General features: G+C 70.9%; 3 protein-coding genes. 1 reads left to right on the top strand and 2 read right to left on the bottom strand.

Translation table 11 applies throughout. The features are described from left to right. Together VFM98_RS26165 and VFM98_RS06395 are read right to left on the bottom strand one after the other, a co-directional pair. A partial coding sequence (locus tag VFM98_RS26165; protein WP_414708991.1) for a DUF2891 family protein occupies positions 1 to 163 on the bottom strand: 163 nt, incomplete at its 3' end. Next, the gene (locus VFM98_RS06395; RefSeq protein WP_325109071.1) at positions 164 to 862 is read right to left on the bottom strand and encodes an MgtC/SapB family protein; all 699 of its coding nucleotides are present in this window, start codon (positions 860 to 862) and stop codon (positions 164 to 166) included. 45 nt (positions 863 to 907) lie between these two features. Between VFM98_RS06395 and glmU the strand changes: the two genes are divergently transcribed. Next, the coding region (gene glmU, locus VFM98_RS06400) for a bifunctional UDP-N-acetylglucosamine diphosphorylase/glucosamine-1-phosphate N-acetyltransferase GlmU (protein WP_325109072.1) at positions 908 to 2,073 on the top strand (1,166 nt) is incomplete at its 3' end.

Genomic DNA, 2,073 nt, shown 5'->3' on the forward strand with positions numbered 1-2,073 from the left:
CCGAGTGCCAGTCGTAGCTGCCGAAAAACGCCGGGTGCAGCACGCGCGGGCGCCACTCGGTGTCCGGCGCGGTGAGGAGCTGGTCCAGGCGCCGCGGGTACTCGCGCCGCACGTTGGCGAGCGCGACCTGGGCGAAGGCCGCGGCGAGGTCGGCGTCGAGCACTTACTCGCTGGCCGGAGCGATGCGGTATTCCAGGACCCGGGCGTCGCCGTTCAGCGTGTGCGACAGCCTGGCCAGGTTGGTGGGCTGCATGGTGCGGATCACGGTGCGGTACTCCAGCACTTCCACCTCGCCATGCAGCCGGTAGCTCATGCTGTAGACGGCGAAGCCGTGCGCGCGGAGCAGCTTGCGCAGGTCCTCCTCGGTAACCGCCGCCCCGCGCTTGAAGCGCACCATGAACGTGGCATAGGACTCGGTGGGCACGCGCGCCTCGACCCAGCGGAACAGCGACAGCGTGCCCAGGGCGAGCAGCGTGCCGATCGCCGCGGCGAGGTAGAAGCCGATGCCGGTGAGGATGCCGATGGCGGCCGTGATCCAGATGGAGGCCGCGGTCGTCAGGCCGCGCACCGAGAAGCCTTCCTTGATGATGGCGCCGGCGCCGACAAAGCCGATGCCGGTCATGATGCCCTGCGCCAGGCGGGTCGGGTCGATGGTGGCGCGGCTGCCGCCTTCGAGGGAGACGGAGAACCAGTGCGACTCGTAGACCGTCACCAGCATCAGCAGGCTGGAGGCGAGGCACACCAGGGCGTGCGTGCGAAAGCCCGCCGGCCGGCCGCGATGGCTGCGTTCCAGGCCGATCAGCCCCCCGGCGAAGAGCGCCGCGATGAGCCGAAAGGTGATCTCGAAATACTCCTGCGCCACGCACGCAGTCTAGGTGAAAACGCTAGAATCGGCGCGGCAATGGCACTGGAAATCATCGTGCTGGCGGCGGGCCAGGGCAAGCGCATGCGCTCGCAGCTTCCCAAGATCCTGCATCCGCTCGCCGGCCGGCCGCTGCTGGGCCACGTGCTCGCGGCCGCGCGCGCGCTGTCGCCCGCCCGCACGGTGGTGGTCCATGGCCACGGCGCCGAGGAAGTACGCGCTGCCTTCCCGGGCCCGGCGGTCGAGTGGGTGCTGCAGGCGCAGCAGCTCGGTACCGGGCATGCCGTGCAGCAGGCCATGCCGCTCCTTTCCGCGCAGGCCGACGTGCTGATCCTGTACGGCGACGTGCCGCTGGTGCGCGTCGAGACGCTGCGCGGGCTCGCCGCCGCCGGGCGCGAAGGCGTCGGCGTGCTCACGGCGGACCTCGAGGACCCGGCCGGCTACGGCCGCATCGTGCGCGACGCGTCGGGCCGGGTCGCGCGCATCGTCGAGCACAAGGATGCCTCGCCGCAGGAGCTGGCGCTGAGCGAGATCAACGCCGGCTTCATGGCCCTGCCGGCGAGGCGGCTGGCCGCGTGGCTGGCGAAGCTCACCAACGACAATGCGCAGCAGGAGTACTACCTGACCGACGTGGTCGGGCTCGCAGTGGGCGAGGGCGTGCCGGTGACCGCCGTCAAGGCGCAGGCGTGGGAAGTCGCCGGAGTGAATTCCAGGCGCGAGCTCGCGCAGCTCGAGCGGCAATACCAGAAGCTGCAGGCCGAGCGCCTGCTGGAGGCGGGCGTGACGCTGGCGGACCCGGCGCGCATCGACGTGCGCGGCGAGCTGGTCTGCGGCGCCGACGTCGCCATCGACGTCAATTGCGTCTTCGAGGGCGGCGTGTCCCTCGGCGACGGCGTGCGCATCGGCCCGAATTGCGTGCTGCGCAACGTCTCGGTCGCCGCGCATACCGAGATCCTGGCCTTCTCGCACCTCGAGGATTCCGCGGTGGGCGCGCGCTGCCGGCTCGGCCCGTATGCGCGCCTGCGTCCGGGCAGCAGCCTGGCGGAGGACGTGCACGTCGGCAATTTCGTCGAGGTGAAGGCGAGCCGCCTGGGCAAGGGCTCCAAGGCCAACCACCTGAGCTACATCGGCGACTCGGAGGTCGGCGCCAACGTCAACGTCGGCGCCGGCACCATCACCTGCAACTACGACGGCGCCGCCAAGCACAAGAC

The sequence above is a fragment of the Ramlibacter sp. genome (assembly GCF_035706265.1).
Taxonomy (GTDB): domain Bacteria; phylum Pseudomonadota; class Gammaproteobacteria; order Burkholderiales; family Burkholderiaceae_C; genus Ramlibacter.